Here is an 18,051-nt window from a genome sequence, read left to right on the forward strand (position 1 = left end):
TCGCGGGTGAACCCGCTCCCACAGGGATCCCACCAGCTGAAGAAATTTGCTGTACTTGTGGGAGCGGGTTTACCCGCGAACACCGGCGCAGCCGGTGCCATCCCCCGCGGTGCCGGCGCCCACAGGTGCCCATCAGCCGGTGCTGCCAGCATTCAGAGAAATGCCTGCCGGATTCGCTTCTTGTCGATCTTGCCAACGCTGGTCTTGGGGATCTCGTCCACGCAACGCAACTGCCGTGGTATCGCCCATTTGTTCAGGTGCCCGCTGTCGACATACGGCTGCAGATGCCCGGCCAATCCCGCCTGGTCGAACTGCATGCCGTCACAACAGACTACCAAGGCCAACGGTTGCTCACCCCACTGCGGGTCCGGGATGCCGATCACCGCCACCGACGCGACAGCCGGGTGCTGGCTGATCAGGTTTTCCAGCGCCACCGAGCTGACCCACTCGCCTCCGGTCTTGATCACATCCTTGATCCGGTCACGAATACGCACCACACCCGCAGGGTCGATGCAGGCCAGGTCGCCGGTATGCATCCAGCCCCCCAACCACAACGCGGCCCCCTGCTCCGGCTCATGCAGGTAGCCCTGGGTCAGCCACGGTGCACGCACCACGATTTCACCCAGGCTTTCGCCGTCACGGGGCACATCAATGCCTTCAGCGTCGACGATGCGCAGGTCCACCAGGGCAATCGGCACGCCGGCATCGATACGCAGCGGCAGCTGTTGCGCCATGGGCAGTGCCAGCAGCTCGGCGCTCAGGTGGGTGATGCTGAGCAGTGGGCAGCTTTCCGACATGCCGTAGCCACAATGCACGCTGATGCCGCGCTCGCTGGCACGCTGCGCCAGGCCCAGGGTCAGGGCGCTGCCGCCCAGCAGCATCTTCCAGCCGCTCAGGTCGGCGCGGCGCCCTTCTTCGCTGTCGAGCATCATCTGCAGCACCGTGGGCACGCAATGGGAGAACGTCACGCCCTCATCACGGTACAGGCGCACCAGGCGGTTGGGCTCGTAGCGCCCGGGGTAGACCTGCTTGATACCCAGCGCCGTGGCCACATAGGGCACGCCCCAGGCATGCACGTGGAACATCGGCGTGATGGGCATGTACACGTCGCCGCTGCGCAGTAGCGGCACCTCGCCGCAGGCAGCCAGGGTGCCCTGCTCGACCAGGGTATGCAGCACCAGTTGCCGGTGGCTGAAGTACACGCCCTTGGGGTTACCGGTGGTACCGCTGGTGTAGAACAGCGTGGCCAGTGAGTGCTCGTCGAAATCGGCGAAGTCGAATTGCGGCTCGGCAGCCGCCAGCAGTTCTTCGTACTCACCCAGCAGCGGCACATCTTGCGTTGCGGGGTCGCCTTCGCCGAGGCGAATGAAACCCTCCACCGTCGGCAAGTCATCGCGCAATTGCGCCATCAACGGCAGGAAATCGTCATGTACCAGGACCAGGCGGTCCTCGGCATGGTTCATGGTGTAGCGCACCTGCTCGGTGGACAGCCGTACGTTCACCGTGTGCAGCACCGCACCCAGCATCGGCACGGCAAAGAAGCACTCCAGCGCCCGGTGGCTGTCCCAGTCGAGCAAGGCCACGGTGTCGCCAGGCTTGACCCCGGCGGCGGTCAGCACATTGGCCAGCCGCTGAATGCGTTCGAGCAGCGTGGTGTAGGTGTAGCGCAGCTTGTCGGCATAGACGATTTCCTGGTTGGGCTGGTAGCGCACGCCCGACAGCAGCAGGCGCTTGATCAGCAGCGGATAGGCGTAAGCCTGCTCGGCCGCGGGCATGACGCGAGTGGTGATCATGTCGGCGGCCTTCACAGTTGCCCGGCCTCGAGCAGGTACAGGCTGTCGCTACCGGCCCTGACGCTGGCGCTCAGCGAATGAATGCGTGGCAGCAGGCGGGCAAAGTAGAACCGCGCGGTGCCCAGCTTGCTCAGGTGGAACGGCTCGGGGGCCGCATGACACTGGCATACCACGGCCATGCGTGCCCACAGGTAGGCGTAGAAGGTGTAGCCAAACACCTGCAGGTACTCCACCGCCGCCGCGCCAAGCTCGCGCGGGTTGCCCTGGGCGCGTTCGAGCACCCAGGCGGTCAGCTCGTCGAGGTTGCGCACGGCAGCCAGCAGCGGCGCGCCGAACTCGGCGCACGCCGCGGGCAGCGTCTCGGCAAAGTCGGTAATTTCGTCGGACACGCTGCGATAGGCCTGGCCGCCATCGGCAAACAGTTTGCGCCCCACCAGGTCGAGGGCCTGGATGCCGTTGGTGCCCTCGTAGATCTGGGTGATGCGGCAGTCGCGGATCAACTGCTCCTGGCCCCACTCGCGGATATAGCCATGGCCGCCCAGCACCTGCTGCCCGTGCACGGTGGTTTCCAGCCCCATGTCGGTGAGGAAGGCCTTGGCCACCGGTGTGAGCAACGCCACCCTGGCCTCGGCCTGGGCGCGTGCGACCGGGGCCTCGCTGTATTTGGCCAGGTCCAGCTGCAGTGCCACATAGGTAGAGAAGGCCCGCCCGCCTTCGTTCAGCGCTTTCATGGTCAGCAGCATGCGCCGCACGTCCGGGTGGACGACGATCGGGTCCGCGCCTTGCCCCGGCGCTTCGGCGCCGGTCGGCGCACGGCCCTGCTGGCGATCACGGGCGTAGGCGATGGCACCCTGGTAGGAGCGTTCGCCCAGGGCCAGGCCCTGGATACCTACGCCAAGGCGCTCGTAGTTCATCATGGTGAACATCGCGTTGAGGCCCTTGTTCGGCTCGCCGACCAGGTAGCCGATTGCGCCGTCGAAGTTCATCACACAGGTGGCCGAGGCCTTGATGCCCATCTTGTGCTCGATCGACCCGCAACTCACCGCATTGGCCTCGCCCAGCACGCCGTCGGCGTCAACCAGCACCTTGGGCACCAGGAACAGCGAGATGCCCTTGGGCCCGGCGGGCGCATCCGGCAGCCGCGCCAGCACCAGGTGGATGATGTTCTCGGTCAGGTCCTGCTCACCGCCAGTGATGAAGATCTTGGTCCCGCTGATGCGATAGCGGCCATCGGCAACCGGCTCGGCGCGGGTGCGAATCAGGCCCAGGTCGGTGCCAGCGTGCGGCTCGGTCAGGCACATCGAACCGGTCCAGCGCCCTTGGTACATGGGCGGCAGGTATAGCGCCTTCAACGGCTCGCTGGCATGGTTGAGCAGCGCCAGGCAGGCTCCGGCGGTCAGCATCGGGTACAGGCCGAACGACAGGTTGGCGGCATTGAGCATTTCTTCGAGCTGGGCACCGATCACTTTCGGCATGCCCATGCCCCCATATTCCGGGGCACCAGCCACACCCACCCAGCCATCTGCGGCAAATGCCCGGTAGGCATCGGCGAAGCCATCGGGGGTGTGTACCTGGCCGGCCTCCCAGCGGCAGCCCTGCTCGTCGCCACTGCGATTGAGCGGCGCCACCACCTCGGCAATCAGCCGGCCGGCCTGTTCGAGCACGGCCCGGGCAGTGTCGCCATCGACCTGCTCGGCCAGCGCGGGGGTTTGCGCCCACCAGGCCGGGATGTCGAACACTTCGTTGAACAGAAAATCCATGTCGCGCAGTGGCGGAAGGTAATCAGACATGAGGCGAACACTCGGTTTCTTGGGTTTGCGGAAGCGACGTGGCCTGGGCCTCGGCAGGTGCCGGGGCGGCCTGGCCACGCAGGAGGAAATGCGACAACGCAGGGATCAACACCAACGCGCCGAGCATGTTCCACAGGAACATGAAGGTCAGCAGCAGGCCCATGTCGGCCTGGAACTTGATCGGCGACCAGGCCCAGCCGACCACACCGGCTGCCAGGGTGATGCCGACCAGCCCGACCACCCGGCCGGTGAAGGCCACGGCTTTCTGGTAGGCCTGGGCCAGGCTCAACCCGGCGCGCTGGTAGTGCAGTTGCACGCTGAGCAGGTACAGCGCGTAGTCCACGCCGATGCCTACGCCCAGGGCGATCACCGGCAAGGTGGCGACCTTGACGCCAATGCCCATGGCTACCATCAGCGCCTCGCACAGCACCGAGGTGAGCATCAGCGGCAGGATCGCCACCAGCGTGGCGCGCCAGCTACGGAAGGTGAACAGGCAGAACAGCGTGACCGCCAGGTACACCAGCAACAGCATGCGGTGGTTGGCCTCGCGGACCACCACGTTGGTGGCGGCCTCGATGCCGGCGCTGCCGGCGGCCAGCAGGAACTGCTGTTCGGCGCTGCTGTTGGCCTGGGCAAAACGCTCGGCCACGGCGGCCACCTGGGCCAGGGTGTCGGCGCGATGGTCCTTGAGGTAGGCGATTACCGGCATCAGCGAGCAGTCGTTGTTGAACAACTCTGGGGCGTTGACCGAAGCCTGCTGGGCAGCGTAGTTGAGCACGTCCTGGTTGCGCTGCAGGCTGTTCAGGCGCGGGTTGCCTTCGTAGGTGCCGGCGGTGATCTGGCGCACTGCGTTGGCCAGCGACACGGTGGTCTGCACACCCGGCAGTTGCTGCAGCTCCCAGGCCAGGCGGTCGGCAAGGACCAGTGTCTGGTATTGCAGGCAGCCTTCCGGAGCGGTCTTGACCATGACCGCGAAGGTATCGCTGGACAGCGCGTAGTGCTGGGTGATGTAGGCGTTGTCGAGGTTGTAGCGGGAGTCGGCGCGCAGCTCGGGGGCACCGCTGTCGAGGTCGCCGATTTTCAGTTGCAGGCTGCCCCAGATGCCGAGGGCGCCCAGGGCCAGCGCTACCAGCAGTGCGGCGCTGGCCCATTTGCGTTCGGTGAAGCGGTCGAGCAGGCTCCATGGATTGATTGGGGCTGCGTTGCAGCCCTTCGCGGGCATGCCCGCTCCCACAGGTATCGCGCCGTCCCTGTGGGAGCGGGCATGCCCGCGAAGGGCCGCAGAGCGGCCCCAACGAGCATCAATTTCCAGGGCCCGCTCGGCAGCCTTGCGGCCAACACCAACATAAGACAGCGCCACCGGCATCAGCAGCAGCGAGGTGAAGATCAGCACCGCCACGCCGATGCTGGCGGTGATCGCCAGGTCCTGGATTACCGGGATGTCGATCAGCATCAGCACGGCAAAGCCCACCGCATCGGCCAGCAACGCAGTCACCCCGGCCACGAACAGGCGGCGGAAGGTATAGCGCGCTGCCACCTGACGGTGGGTTCCACGGCCGATGTCCTGGAGGATGCCGTTCATCTTCTGCGCCGCGTGGGATACGCCGATGGCAAAGATCAGGAATGGCACCAGGATCGAATACGGGTCGATGGCGTAGCCCAGCCAGGCGACGATGCCCAGCTGCCACACCACCGCGGTCAGCGAACACAGCACCACCAGCAGGGTGCTGCGCACGCAACGGGTGTAGCAGTAGATGATCAGCAGGCTGGTCAGCACCGCCAGGGCGAAGAACGCCATCACCTGGATCAGCCCGTCGATCAGGTCGCCCATCAGCTTGGCGAAGCCGATCACATGGATGCGGTACTGGCCGCTGGCCTGGTACTGGCTGCGCAGTTGTTCGAGTTTCTGCGAGAAGGCGTGGTAGTCGAGGCCCTTGCCGGTGGCCGAATCCTGGTCGAGCAGGGGCACGACCAGCATGCTCGACTTGAAGTCGCGCGCCACCAGGCTGCCGACGATGTTGGCGCGCTCGATGTTCTGCCGCAGCTGCTCGATGTCACCCGCAGCGCCCTGGTAGCCGTCAGGCATCACCGGGCCGCCCTGGAAGCCCTCCTCGGTCACCTCGGTCCAGCGCACCGCAGGGCTCCACAGCGACTTCACCCAGGCCCGGTCCACGCCCTGGCTGAGGAACAGCTCGTCGTTGATGTGGCGCAGGGTCTGCAGGTAGCCCGGGTCGAAGATGTCGCCCTGGGTGTTCTCCACCACCACCCGCACCGCGTTGCCCAAGCCACGCAGTGATGGGCGGTTTTCCAGGTAGTTCTGGATGTAGGGGTGGCTCTGCGGCAGCATCTTGTCGAAACTGGGGCGCAGCTCCAGGCGGGTCAGCGCCATGTAGCCCAGCACCAGGGTCGCCAGCAGCATGCACAGCAGGAACGGCAGGCGATGGTTGAACACCAGGCGCTCCAGGCAATTGCCCGAGCGTGGGTCGAAATCGTCGAGGTTGCGGATTACCGGCAGGGTGTCTTGGCGGGTAGCGGCCATCAGGGTCTTCTCTTGTTATGGGTGCAGCGTGGGGTTACCGGCCTGGTTGCGCACGCCCCGCTCACCCACCAGCACCAGGCCGTTGCCGGTATCGGTGGCGAGCGCGGTCACCGGGCCACGGGCGCTTTGCGGCACCGGGCTGAAGCTGGCGCCATCATCCCGGCTGAGCAGCAGGTCGCCAGCCTGGCTGGCCAGCCATAGCTGGCCGTCACGGTCGACACCGGCGGCGGTGAGGCTGGTGTTCACACCCGTGCTGACCGGTTGCCATTGCCGGCCGCCATCGGTGCTGCGGTAGGCATGCCCGCGCAGGCCGTAGACCAGCAGTACGCCAGGCTTGCCGACAGCACCGAACAGTGTGCCGGCGTAGGGCGTCTCGACACGGTTGAAGCGCTCACCGTCCCGCTTCAGCAACAGGCCTTGCTCGCCGGTGATGTACAGCTCGTCACCCGCCGCAGCCAGGCTGGTCAGGTGCAGGCCTTGCGGGTTATCGCTGTGGTCGAGCCAGGGCTGCCAGTGCTCGCCGCCATCAACGGTGCGCAACAGCAGGTTGAACACGCCGACCGCATAGCCATTGCGGGCATCGCTGAACCAAATGTCGAGCAAGGCATTGTCGCTACCCGTGCCCGGCAGTTGTTCGGCCAGCGCCCGGCCATCCAGCTGCTTCTGCCAGTGCACGCCGCCATCACGGCTGTGCAGCACCACGCCATCGTGGCCAACAGCCCAGCCCAGCTCGGGCGTGGCGAAGCTCACGGCATTAAGGTCGGCGCTGACCGGCACCTGGGCCTGCTGCCAGTGCGCGCCATGGTCGTCGGAGTACAGGATGTGCCCGCGCGGGCCCACCGCGACCAGGCGCTGGCCGGCCAGGGTTACATCGCGCAAGGCGCTGCTGGCGACCAGGGCGCTGGGCATGGCGGGCAGGTCCAGCACATCGGTGAAGGGCGCAGCTTGGGCCGCGCCCTGCAGCGCGGCCAAAGCCAGAACTACCGCGCTGCATCGTTTGAAGACAGACATTGCCACCTCTGCTCCGTGCGTTCAGCGAATGCCGTTGCCGGCCAGCGACTCGGGCGACCACTGGGTTTTCGACAGCGGGTCGATGTAGCGGATGCCGCCGTAGGCACCGACCACGCCATTGAGGTTGTAGGTGCCGCCGATCAGGTCGTAGATCATGAACGGCGTGGCGTCCGGGGTCTGCTTGTCATAGCTCTGGGTGAGGAAGGCGAACGAGCCGCGGTACAGCTGGCCACGGGCGTCGTACTGGTCCGAGGCCAGGGCGATCCAGCTGTCTTCGTCGAGGTAGAAGCGGCGCTTGTGGTAGATATGGCGCGCACCGTCCTTGAGCTTGCCTTCCACCACCCACACCCGGTGCTTCTCCCAGCGCACGAACTGCGGCGCCAGGTGGTTGGGGGTGATCACCTGCTTGACGTCGGTGTTGTAGGTCAGCTGGTAGGTGTTGTACGGCACGTACATTTCCTGCTTGCCGATCAGGGTCCAGTCGTAGCGGTCCAGCGCACCGTTGAAGACGAACACGTCATCGTAGGTACCCGAACCCGAGGTGCCCGGGTTGGGCGTGTCGTAGGCCAGGTTCGGCGCCAGCTTGACCCGGCGCTGGCCCGGCAGGTACTGCCAGGCACTGCGTGGCTGCACCAGCGGGTTGGCGGCATCGCGCAGCATCATCGCTTCGCCGGCACGGCGTGCGGGCCCGGTGTATACCAGCTTCATCTGGTAGTAGGTGTCCTTGGCACCGATCGGCTTGGTCATGTCTTCGTAGATCGGGTAGCTGATATTGGCCTGGCCGGTGGTCGACAGCGATGGTTTGCCAGCAGCGTCGACGTTCCAAGAGTCGTACTTGGCAGTCATGCTCACGCCCTGATAGCGCAGCAGGAAGTTCCACATGGCCTCGGCGCCGTTCTGCGGAATGGGGAACGGGATGCCCGGCAGCACGTTGTCTACCGCAGTGCCGCCCTCCTTGCTGTTGGCGGCAGTGGCGTTCTTGCGGGTGTTGTCGAGTACCGCTTGCGGCAGCGCCACGCTACGGTGGGTCGGGTACACATCGACGCGGTAGCTGGGGTAGCGCTTGAGCAGTTCCAGGGTGGTGGCGGTCAGTTGGCCCTTGTACTGCTCGGCGTTCTTGCCATCGATGACCAGCAGCGGCTTGTCGCTGGCGAACGGGTCGGGGCGCATGCTGGCGCCGCTCTGGTAGCTGGCTGGTGGCGTCAGCAGGCCGCCCTGGTAGGCCGGGATCGAGCCATCGGCGTTGCCGGCCTTTTCCGCGCCGATGACGGTCAGGCTGGTGCCCAGGCGCGCGGCCTGGTCAGTGGAAACGGCGGCCTGGGCAGCGTTCAGGGCGGCCAGTGACAGGCACGAGGCCAGCAGGGTACGTACGAAATTCATGATGGTTGTCTTCCTGTGTAGGCTGTAGGAAACATGACTCAGAAGGTCGTCTTGACGGTCAGGTACAGGGCGCCACGGTCCTCGGTGGTGGCACCACTGCCGGAGAAGGAGGCGTAGCCGCCGCCGTAGCAGGTGTAATCCTGTTCGCCGTCCAGGGCGTTGGGGGTGCTGCCGTCGGTCTGGCCGTCCTTGCAGGCCTTGGTCTCACCGAAGCTGTCGACGTACTTGAGGTCGACGAAGTACTGGTTGTAGATCGCGGCGCTCACGCCCACCGCATAGTTGCCGGTGTTCTCGGCGCCACCGCCCTGCACCGGCGACACGCCGTCGAGGCCGACGTTGACCGACAGCGGCATGCTCAGGTCCATGCCCGGCAGCACTTGGTACCAGGTAGGGGTGAAGTTGACGGCGATGCCCCAGTTGTCGCGGGTGGCCTTGTCGATGCCGCGGTAGCTGCTCTTGCCCTTGTACAAGGCCTCGTTGTGGCTATCGAGCTTGAGCAGGTTGCTGTAGAACAGCTCGCCAAGCAGGGTTGCCGAATCGAACAGCGGCGTATCGCCAATGGTCATCAGGCCGTTCAAGGTCCAGTGCAGGGTGTCGCCGGTGGCGCTCAGGCCGTCGCCATCCTTGGGCACGTCGTAGATCACCCCACTGCTGGGCAGGCGTGCCGGCAGCAGGCCGAAGCCGCCGCCCAGGCCACCCTGGCCGGGGGCGCTGACGATTGCCGGGATGCTCGCCAGCGGCATGTTGTGGCGGATGTTCAGGTCGCTGCCGACACTGATGCCACCCACATCCTTGGACAGGCTCAGGCCATAGATGTCGATGTCGTCGGAGTAGGCGAACTGGTAGGTTGTGCTTTGCAGCGAGTTGTACAGGTTGCCGACTGCGCCTTGGCGGCTGCCCGGCGGGTTGCCGAACGGGCCGTTGGCGACGGTCATGCCGCGCGCGTCGAGCCAGGCCTGCGGGAGGATCTCGGAGGTCTTGCGGTAGTAGAAGCCGAGGGTGCCGCCCAGCCACTCGGGCGACCACTTGGCCATGATGCCCCAGTCGCCGCTCTTGCCCGGGTTCAGGTCATGGCCACGGCGGATGGTGGTCAGCGCGCCGCGTACCGGGATCAGCCCCGGGGTACCGGTGTGGCCGAGCAGGAAGCTTTGGGCGCCCTCGCCTACCACGTCCGAGCCGCCGTAGTAGGTACCGGCTTCGGGCAGGCGGGCGGCGTCCCAGTCGAAGAAGTACTGGGCGCCCAGGGTCAGTTCGGAGTTGACCAGGAACGAGGTCGACAGCTGGTTGCGCGGCACGAACAGCTCCTTGGCCTCGGTGCCCGGCGATGCGGCCAGCTTGGCCAGGTCGAGGCCCGACTGGCCGTAGCTCAGCGAGTGCACCGGGTTGAGCAGGGTTTCACCCCAGAACAGGTTGTGCTGGCCCAGCTTGGCGCTGACCTGCGAGGCCTCGCCGACTTCACGGCTGAAGAACACGAAGGCATCCAGCACTTCACCGGACGGGCCGCTGTAGTAACGCTGGGCGTAGTTGCTCAGGTGCGGGCTGCCCAGCGGCACACCGGTGCCGGGCAGGCCATTGAGGCTGGGGTTGATGCCGGACTGGTCACCGTTGCCGTTGACGAACGGGTTGCTATTGGAGCCGGTGTTGTCATAGGCCTTGTCGTACCAGCTGGCGGTGCTGACGCGGAACCCGGTGTTGCCCTGGTAGACCACGTCCAGTTCGGTCAGCAGGTCGACCCGGTTGGTGATGTTGGTGCCGGCCTTGCGGAAGTTGTAGTCACCGTCGTTGCTGTTGGGCGTGCCCAGCATGCGCGTGTCGGCGCTTTCGGTGCGTACGCCGTAGTTGTACTTGACGGTGTTGTCGAAGCGCACGGCCCAGTTTTCATTTCCGGTATCGACTTCGAACGCCTGGGCGGCGGGCAGCGTGAGCAGGCCGATGGCGCAGGCGAGCAGGCAGCGCTGTGGTTTCACAGCACGGTGAATGCGGTGTTCTGGCATTACGATGGCTCCACGTATTGTTATTGTTTTTTTCGCCGCCCGTCTTTTGCGAGCGTGGCTGGGGCGTCCATGCGCTATTGCAGGTTGGGCTGGTCCAGTCGCTGGATGAACGCCTCGGCCTGCGGCCAGGGGCCGAAGCCGGAGGCCGGGTTGAGGTGGCCGACGGCCCCCAGTGCAACCAGTTCGCTACCCCAGCCTTGGGCCAGGGCGCTGGCTGCGGCAAAGCTGGCCAGGTGGTCGTTGCTGCTGGCCGCGACAATGCTGGGGAACGGCAGCGGCTGCTGGGGCAATGGCGACCAGCCGTGCTCGGCCAGGCTGGCCGGGCTTGGGTAGTGGGCCGGCCATGGCGCGTTCAGGTCGGGCGGCGCCGCCAGCAATGCACCCTTGATCGGCCGCCGGTAGCGCGCCGCCCAGTGGGCGACCATCAGCACGCCTGCGCTGTGCGCTACCAGGATCACTTCACCATCGATCTGGTCCAGTTCGCGCTGGATCGCCTCGACCCGGGCCGTGCAGCTCAGGCCGTCGACTTGCAGCGGCGGTACGCTGCGCACCTTGGCCAGGCGGCCTGCGAGCAGGGTCTGCCAGTGTTCGGCGACATGGTCGCGCAGGCCGGGGACGATCAGCACGGTGGCAGTGGTTTGCAGTTTTTCCACGGTGAACCTCGTGTGCGGTGTAGCTCTTGAGGTTCACAGTAAACAGCCCACCCACCGGGTGCTTCACATTGGGCGTCAGGGGCTTTTCATTTGATGACAATGGCCAAGGCAGGGCTTTGCTTTTCAATTCATGACACGCAGGCTATAAAACACAAAACGCATGTCGGCATACCCAACAACAAGAAACCGCATGGAAAACAACCAAAGATGCCTGCCCTAGTCCGTGCCGCCAGCTTGACCAATTACCTTGAGGTGTCCCGCCACCTGGGCCTCAATCCCCATGCACTGTTGGCACAGGTTGGCCTCAGCGCCGCGTTGCTCGATGACCCCAACCGGCGTATCCCGGTTGCCAGCGTCATCACCTTGCTGGAGGCCTCCGCCAGCGCCACCCGTTGCGAAAGTTTCGGCCTGCGCATGGCCGAGTTGCGGCAACTATCGGACTTCGGCGAAATCAGCCTGCTGCTCAGCCACCAACGCACCCTGCGTGATGCGCTGCAGGTGATCGTGCAGTACCGTCACTTGCTCAATGACGCCCTGGCCATTCATATCGAGGAAGCCGGCAAGACCGTGGTCATCCGCGAGGAAGTGATCAACGAACGCGCGCCCTGCAGCCGCCAGGCCACCGAACTGGCGATCGGCGTGATGATGCGCCTGTGCGCGGCGCTGCTAGGTGCGCATTGGCACCCGATCAGCGCCAACTTCACTCACGCGCCTCCCGCCGACCTGGCCACCCACCGGCGCATTTTCGGCTGCACGCTGGTGTTCGGCAGCGAGTTCAACGGTATCGTCTGCCCGGCCGCCGACCTCGACAGCGCCAGCCCGCAGGCCAACGAGGCCATGGCGCGCCTGGCGCAGCGCTATCTGGACAGCCTGCCGGCGGGCGGCACGCCGTCCCTGGAGCTGGAGTTGCGCAAGACCATCTACCTGCTGCTGCCCATGGGCCGCGCCACCATCGAGCAGGTGGCACAGACCCAGGGCATGAACGTGCGCACCCTGCAGCGGCGCCTGGAAGAAAGCGGGTTGACCTTCAAGGACCTGATCAACAGCGTGCGCCGTGACCTGGTGATGCGCTACCTGGAAAACCCCGGCTATTCGCTGGGGCGTATCGCCGACATGCTGGGTTATTCGATGCCCAGCTCGTTCACCCGCTGGTTCATCGCCCAGTTCGGCATGCCGCCGGCCAGTTGGCGGGCACAGCGGGCTGGCCCATTGGGGCTGCCATGCAGCCCATCGCCGGCAAGCCAGCTCCCACCTCGACCGTATTGACCTCAAGCCATGCGCTATCCCTGTGGGAGCTGGCTTGCCGGCGATGAGGCCAGAACAGGTATGGTACAAACCCTCGACCCAGCGCGGGCCCTGTGGGAGCGGGCATGCCCGCGAAGCAGGCGCCGCGGAGTGTTGTCACCCACGGTCACTTTCTAAAGGCCCCAGTGCATCAACGCCAGCACCAAAAGCACAAGAAACACGCTCTCCCCCACCATCAACGCAATGGGTTTCAGCCCGACCGAGGCCAGCGCCTTGAGTTGGGTTTTCATGCCCAGGGCACTGATCGCCACCACCAGGCAGCCACGCGACAGGTCGTTGATACCGCCTTGCACTGTGGCGGGTACCCAGCCTGTGCTGTTGACGCACGCCAGCAGCAGGAAGCCGACCGCGAACCATGGCAGCAAGGGTGGCCGCTGCCCGCCTGCCTCGAGGCCCTGGCGCCGGGTGATCATGGCTGCGCAGACAATGACCGGCAACAGCATGGCCACCCGCATCAGCTTGACCACCGTGGCGATATCGCCGGTCTCGGTAGACATGCTGTAGCCCGCCCCCACCACCTGCGCCACATCGTGGATGGTCGCACCGAGGAAGACCCCGGCCTGCGCTGGGGACAGGTGCAGCCACTGGGCAATCATCGGGTAGAGGATCATCGCCAGGGTCGATAGCGCCGACACGCCGATCACGGTGAACAGCGTTGCATGCTCCTTGCGCGGGTGCTGCGGCAAGGCAGCTGCCAGCGCCAGCGCCGCCGAGGCACCGCAAATGGCCGTGGCACCGCCGGTAAGCATGCCGAACAGCCGTGAAAACCCCAGCACCTTGGCCACCACCACCGAGACCAGGATGGTCACCACCACCAGGGTCACGACCAGGGCCACGGGCTTCCAGCCCAGGCTGGCGATCTGGTCCAGGGTGATGCGCATGCCAAGCAGCGCCACGCCCAGGCGCAGTACCGTGCGGGCGGTGAACTCGATACCGGCCTTGCAGGGGCCGTCGACCGCGAGAAAGTTCAGCGCCATCCCCAATAGCAAGGCAAACAGCATGACCGGGGCCGCGTAATGCTCACCGAGGAAACTGGCGGCCGCACCGACCACAAGGCTGACCACCACCCCCGGGGCAAGGGTGCGGATACGCTGATGGGTAGCGCCAAGTGCCAGTGCATTCATTGCCCCGCCTCCTCACTGTCAAACACGATGTAGACCTGCCCGCCCTGCTGCTCGACCGGGTAGCTGGCAACTTTCAAGGCCCTGGAATTGACCAGGTAGCCACTGGCCAGGTCAAAGCGCAGGCCATGCGCGCAGCACTGGATGACACGGCCTTCCAGCCGGCCGCCGCACAACGACGCGCCCTGGTGCGGGCAGCTGTCTTCGATGGCATAGAGCGAGTCGGCAACGTTGAACAGCGCCACGCTGCGCCCTTCGCAGGCCAACAGCACACGGCCGTCACGTTCCGGCACCTGATGGGGGGCCAATGCAATGCGCCGGGTCATGCCTTCTCAACCTCTTGCAGCGCTTCGGTCATGGCCGCATACAGCACCTCGGCAGGCTGCGCACCCGCAACGAGCGGCCCCTGATTGAAACGGAAGCGCGGCACGGCACTGCCAGCGCGCCCGGCCCCATCGAGGAACGGGCTGCCGTCGTCACGCAGGCAGTCGACCACCTGCGCGGTATCCAGCCCGCAACATTGGGCGATGTCGAGCAAGGTGCGGCTATCCCCCAGATCGCGGCCCTGGTGGAAATAGGCGATGAACAGCTGCGCCAGCAAGGCTTCCAGTTGCGCTGCTTCGAGCAACTGGGCAGCCCGCTGCAGCAGCCGATGGGCATTGCCGGTGTTGGGCATGCGGCGAATACGCGAGAAGTCGATGTCCTCGCCTACCACACGGGCAGCGGCGCGCACCTGGGCCTGGCGCTCGCGTACCGCCTCCTCGCTGCCTAGGCGTTGCAGATAGAAGGCATGGAACGGCACGCCACCGGCTGGCAAGCCAGGCAACAACTGCACACCTCGCCATTGCAGTTGTACCTGCACTTGCGGCTGTTCGCGCTGCAACAGCAACAGGGCGGCCTGCAGGTGCCGCTGGCCAATCAGGCACCACGGGCAGACGAAATCGAAGAACACTTCGACGGACAACAGCTGTTTCACGGTTTCAACTCCCGGGGTGCGTCGGCAGCGTCGTGTGCCGGTGCGTGCAGACGGTCCATGTCGCGGTGGTAATGACGTTTGGCGAGGAAAAACACCGCCGCTGCGCCGATGCTCATCAGCGGCACCAGCTGGAAGGCGGCATGCAGGCCGATCAGGTCGGAAACGCGCCCGGTGATCAGCGGCCCGGTGGCCAGGCCCAACAGGTTGTTGGCCAGGGTCAGGGTGGCAAACGCGGTGCCGTGCACCGAGGCGTGGGTGAGGTTGGCGACCATGGCACTGGACGGGCCGTTGGTGCCGGCGGCGATCATCATGCCCAGGCAGATCAGCACCAGTTGGGCGGTGCCGGCTGGCAGCGCGAAAGCGAGGGACAACAACGCGCAGCTGCCCAGGCAGTAGGCGATGGCCAGGCTGATCTTGCGGTCCGGGCGCTGCCGCCCGAGGCGGTCACAGAGCATGGCGCAGAGGATCATGCCGATGCCGCTGCACAGCACGATGACTGCCGCAATAGCCCCGGCGCGGTCGGTGCCCATGGCGTAATAGCGGTTCAGGTAGCTGGGCATCCACACGATCACGGTGCCGCCGACGAACAGCTGCAGCCCGCTGCCGACGTAGGCCGCGATGACCGAACGGCTGCTGTACAGGGTGCGCAGCGGGCGGCCGGCCTTGCCTTGCGACTGCTGCGCGCATTTAGGCGCAATACGCGCCTCCTTGACGATCAGCGGGTACAACATCGCCAGCACCAGGCCGAACAGCGCCATGCCGGCGAATGCCCAGCGCCAGCCCAGGTGCTGGGCCAGTACACCGCCCAGGGCCATGCCCAGCACCGAGCCGAACATGCCACCGGCCATGAACGCGCCGGCCAGGGTCGAGCGCATGTCACGGGGGAACACGGCGACCACCACGGCGATGCCGACACTGCCGTAGGCCGCCTCGCCTACCCCGACCAGAAACCGCGCGACGAACATTTGCGGGTAGTTTTCCGCCAGGGCGCAGCCGAGGGTGGCCAGGCTCCACAGTACTGCCATCAGCACCAGGCTGCGCACCCGGCCGAAGCGGTCGGCCAGCAGCGACAGCGGGAAGGTCAGCAGGCCGACCATCAGCGCGACGATACCGCTGAGCAGGCCGAGCTGGCTGTCGCTCAACGCCCATTCGCCCTTGAGCAGCGGGAACACCGCGTTGAGCACCTGGCGCGACATGTAGTCGGAGATCAACAGCCCAAAGGTCAGGGCGAAGACCACCCAGGCATAGCGCCGGGGGACGCTGTGGGCGGTGTCGGTGCCGGAATCTTCGGCACTGGCGAGATAGGTGGCCATGTTGCCTCCTTGGGGTGTAGGGCGTGAGGTTGTTCTTGTTGTTATGAACTACTGCAAAACCTTGCTCGGTCGCTGTGGGAGCGGCCTTGTGTCGCGAAAGGGCTGCGGAGCAGCCCCAGAAATCAGCGACAGAGCAGTAATTGCTGGGGCTGCTCCGCAGCCCTTTCGCGACACAAGGCCGCTCCCACAAAAAGCATCAGGACCGTGGCACCCTGCTGTATCAACCGCGCTGCGGCACGCCCTTCACACCCGGCTGGCGATTCGGCGCCATGCCGTTGGCCTCGAGGGTCTGCTCGATGCTGTCGTACTGCTGCCCGATGCGATAAATGGCGCGTGCTTCCTTGCCGCTGGCAATCTCGCGGCCCAGTTCATGGGCCACACGCACGGTCTGCTGGATCTGCTGCACCGAGGTGAAGCGCTTGCCATGCTGGTCGATGATGGTGTCTTCGTTGCCGCAGCGTGGGTGCAGGCCCATGGCCAGGGCCATGGTGTTGAACGGCAGCACGTTCTTCAGCAACGATTCGGCGGTCAGGGTGCAACCGTCCGGCGCGCGGTGGATGAAGTTGAAGAAGTTGAACGGGTTGGGGCCGTCGAAACCGCCGCCAATGCCGATCCAGGTCAGGTTCAGCGGGCCCATGTAGTCACCGCGGCGGACGATGCGCTCGAGCGTCTCCAGGGCATGCATGCCGGTCAGCTGGAAATGCGGCTGGATGTTGCTGGCCTGCAGGCGGCGCAGGTGCTCGCGGACCCAGGCCGGGCCGGCCGGCACGGTCATCTCGCTGTAGGCGGCATGAATCGCCGGGCTGGCCAGCGAGGTACCTTCCAGGTACTCGGGGTACAGCAACTCCATGATGTTCATCTGCGTGGTGTTGATGGCCACGGTCACCTGGTCGGGGCGCGGCGTCAGCTCGGCGAGCATGTGCCGGGTGTCGTCCGACAGCCACTTGGCCGCCTCGCCTTCGCTTTCCGGGGCAAAGGAAATCGACCCGCCAACCTGGATGATCATGTCCGGCACCGCTTCGCGCACCCCGGCTATCAACTCGTTGAACTTGGACAGGCGCTTGGAGCCCTTGCCGTCCAGTTCGCGCACGTGCAGGTGCAGTACGGTGGCACCTGCATCAAAGCAGTCGACGGCCTTCTGCACCTGCTCGTCCATGGTCAGGGGAATGTCTTCAGGGAAGTCTTCGGGCATCCACTCCGGGCCATAGGGGGCCACGGTGATCACCACCTTTTCCATGTTTTCCGGGTGCAACGAATCGTCGAAGAATTGCATGCTGTAGTCCTCGCTATTGTTATTGTGCGGTTGCCGCCAGCGACGGCGACGAACTCAGAACGTGGGGCTGCCCTTGATCCCGGCGCGCTCCATCTTGCGGTGGCACGGCGGGTAGTCCATGACGGCGTAGTGCTGGGTGCTGCGGTTGTCCCAGATCGCCACGCTGTTGGGCTTCCAACGCCAGCGCACCTGGTACTCCGGCAGGTAGGCCTGGCTGATCAGGTAACGCAGCAGGTCGCTGGCACCGGGGTTGGCGTCCTGCCCGAAGCGCACCCGCTGCGGGGTGTGGTAATTGCTGAAATGGGTGGTGAAGGCGTTGACGAACAGCACCTGCTCGCCGGTTTCCGGGTGGGTGCGCACCACCGGGTGCTCGGCATCGGGGAACTGCGCCTTCAGCGCCAGGCGCTTTTCCAGCGGCATGGCGGCGCCAAAGCTGGCCTCGATGCTGTGACGGGCGCGCAGGCCTTCGATCTTGGCCTTCACATCGCCTGGCAGGTTTTCATAGGCCAGCACCATGTTCGCCCACATCGTGTCGCCGCCCACGGGCGGGCATTCGATGCAGCGCAGCACACAGCCCATCGGCGGGGCCTCGCGCCAGGTGGCGTCGGTGTGCCAGGCATTTTCATAGCGGTCGTTGGGCTGGTCCGGGCGCTTGTAGATCTGTACCAGGCCCGGATGCTCCGGGTCGCTGCCGGCCACCGGGTGGTCCTCCAGGTCGCCGAAGCGGCGGGCGAACGCCACGTGTTCGGCGCGGCTGAAGTGCTGGTCGCGCAGGAACAGCACACGGTGCCGGAGCAACTGCGCGCGAAGCTGGGCGAACAGGTCGTCGTCGTGGATCGCGTCGGCCAGGTTGACCCCACTTACCTCGGCACCGATCGCGCAGGTCAGTTGTTCGATGTGCAT

At 65.6% G+C, this 18,051-nt stretch carries 14 protein-coding genes; 1 reads left to right on the top strand and 13 read right to left on the bottom strand.

What is annotated here, in order from left to right; all coding sequences use genetic code 11:
* Positions 1-152: 152 nt before the first annotated feature.
* The 7 genes from RYH74_RS19870 to RYH74_RS19900 form a co-directional block, all read right to left on the bottom strand.
* Positions 153-1,793: a fatty acid--CoA ligase gene (locus RYH74_RS19870; protein WP_317409968.1), complete on the bottom strand. Its 1,641-nt coding sequence runs from the start codon at positions 1,791-1,793 to the stop codon at positions 153-155.
* 11 nt (positions 1,794-1,804) lie between these two features.
* Positions 1,805-3,583, bottom strand: coding sequence for an acyl-CoA dehydrogenase C-terminal domain-containing protein (locus tag RYH74_RS19875; RefSeq protein WP_317409969.1), 1,779 nt, complete (start codon positions 3,581-3,583; stop codon positions 1,805-1,807).
* Entirely contained in the window at positions 3,576-6,122 is a 2,547-nt protein-coding gene (locus RYH74_RS19880; RefSeq protein ID WP_317409970.1) for an efflux RND transporter permease subunit, read from the bottom strand. The genes RYH74_RS19875 and RYH74_RS19880 overlap by 8 nt, the downstream gene beginning before the upstream one ends.
* 15 nt (positions 6,123-6,137) lie before the next feature.
* The gene (locus tag RYH74_RS19885) at positions 6,138-7,133 is read right to left on the bottom strand and encodes a WD40/YVTN/BNR-like repeat-containing protein (RefSeq protein ID WP_317409971.1); all 996 of its coding nucleotides are present in this window, start codon (positions 7,131-7,133) and stop codon (positions 6,138-6,140) included.
* A 21-nt stretch (positions 7,134-7,154) separates the two neighbouring features.
* Positions 7,155-8,513, bottom strand: a complete 1,359-nt coding sequence (locus RYH74_RS19890; RefSeq protein ID WP_317409972.1) for a DUF1329 domain-containing protein — start codon at positions 8,511-8,513, stop codon at positions 7,155-7,157.
* Between the two features lie 38 nt (positions 8,514-8,551).
* On the bottom strand, positions 8,552-10,507 hold the full coding sequence (locus RYH74_RS19895) for a DUF1302 domain-containing protein (protein ID WP_075045148.1): 1,956 nt from the start codon (positions 10,505-10,507) through the stop codon (positions 8,552-8,554).
* 74 nt (positions 10,508-10,581) lie between these two features.
* The gene (locus RYH74_RS19900) at positions 10,582-11,160 is read right to left on the bottom strand and encodes an RBBP9/YdeN family alpha/beta hydrolase (RefSeq protein ID WP_075045147.1); all 579 of its coding nucleotides are present in this window, start codon (positions 11,158-11,160) and stop codon (positions 10,582-10,584) included.
* Between the two features lie 207 nt (positions 11,161-11,367).
* On the opposite strand from RYH74_RS19900, the gene RYH74_RS19905 reads away from it, so the two are divergent.
* Positions 11,368-12,426 carry an AraC family transcriptional regulator gene (locus tag RYH74_RS19905; protein WP_075045146.1) on the top strand — a complete coding sequence of 353 codons (1,059 nt, stop codon included), beginning with the start codon at positions 11,368-11,370 and terminating at the stop codon, positions 12,424-12,426.
* 152 nt (positions 12,427-12,578) lie between these two features.
* On the opposite strand, the gene RYH74_RS19910 is transcribed toward RYH74_RS19905, so the two are convergent.
* The 6 genes from RYH74_RS19910 to RYH74_RS19935 all read right to left on the bottom strand — a co-directional run bounded on the left by RYH74_RS19910 (position 12,579) and on the right by RYH74_RS19935 (position 18,051).
* Positions 12,579-13,589: a YeiH family protein gene (locus RYH74_RS19910; RefSeq protein ID WP_317409973.1), complete on the bottom strand. Its 1,011-nt coding sequence runs from the start codon at positions 13,587-13,589 to the stop codon at positions 12,579-12,581.
* Positions 13,586-13,912 carry a Rieske (2Fe-2S) protein gene (locus tag RYH74_RS19915; protein WP_025338995.1) on the bottom strand — a complete coding sequence of 109 codons (327 nt, stop codon included), beginning with the start codon at positions 13,910-13,912 and terminating at the stop codon, positions 13,586-13,588. Before RYH74_RS19915 ends, RYH74_RS19910 begins: the two co-directional genes overlap by 4 nt.
* Complete coding sequence (locus RYH74_RS19920; protein ID WP_317409974.1) at positions 13,909-14,562, bottom strand: DsbA family protein; 654 nt, start codon at positions 14,560-14,562, stop codon at positions 13,909-13,911. Before RYH74_RS19920 ends, RYH74_RS19915 begins: the two co-directional genes overlap by 4 nt.
* A complete protein-coding gene (locus tag RYH74_RS19925; protein WP_075045142.1) occupies positions 14,559-15,875 on the bottom strand; it encodes an MFS transporter in 1,317 nt (438 codons plus the stop codon). Before RYH74_RS19925 ends, RYH74_RS19920 begins: the two co-directional genes overlap by 4 nt.
* A gap of 220 nt (positions 15,876-16,095) precedes the next feature.
* On the bottom strand, positions 16,096-17,148 hold the full coding sequence (locus RYH74_RS19930; RefSeq protein ID WP_024087049.1) for a 3-keto-5-aminohexanoate cleavage protein: 1,053 nt from the start codon (positions 17,146-17,148) through the stop codon (positions 16,096-16,098).
* A 54-nt stretch (positions 17,149-17,202) separates the two neighbouring features.
* The gene (locus RYH74_RS19935; RefSeq protein ID WP_013972530.1) at positions 17,203-18,051 is read right to left on the bottom strand and encodes a TauD/TfdA dioxygenase family protein; all 849 of its coding nucleotides are present in this window, start codon (positions 18,049-18,051) and stop codon (positions 17,203-17,205) included.

The organism is Pseudomonas sp. LSJ-87 (assembly GCF_032971465.1).
GTDB classification, from domain to species: domain Bacteria; phylum Pseudomonadota; class Gammaproteobacteria; order Pseudomonadales; family Pseudomonadaceae; genus Aquipseudomonas; species Aquipseudomonas putida_Z.